The sequence below is a fragment of the Falsihalocynthiibacter sp. S25ZX9 genome (genome assembly GCF_041205405.1).
Taxonomy (GTDB): Bacteria; Pseudomonadota; Alphaproteobacteria; order Rhodobacterales; family Rhodobacteraceae; genus Falsihalocynthiibacter; species Falsihalocynthiibacter arcticus.
Genome location: NZ_JBGFCD010000382.1, coordinates 1 through 274, shown reverse-complemented (window position 1 = coordinate 274; position 274 = coordinate 1). Strand labels below are relative to the sequence as shown.

Here is a 274-nt window from a genome sequence, read left to right as displayed (position 1 = left end):
ATGACCGCTTCAATTGTGTATCGAGAAAACTTAGTGGTATCAATCGGCACTGAGGGGACCGCGCCCGTTTTAGCGCGGAAAATCAAGACCCGCATGGAGGAGTTGCTCTAACCAAACCTCGGCGATTTGGCCGCCATTGTTGGACGGCTCCGCGACAGCGCGGCGCATCATCTCGGTCCCATTCAGCGGCGCGATATTTGGCGCTGGGTGTTTACGGCCAGCCCGCGTGCGGATTTCACCGCAGGACGCGAACGGCCCGCCGCTCTGGCGATCA

General features: G+C 59.9%; 1 pseudogene. It reads left to right on the top strand.

Annotated elements, in window-relative coordinates:
- Positions 1–126 precede the first annotated feature (126 nt).
- Positions 127–274, top strand: a pseudogene (locus tag AB9F29_RS22675) (uroporphyrinogen-III C-methyltransferase); the annotation flags it as partial.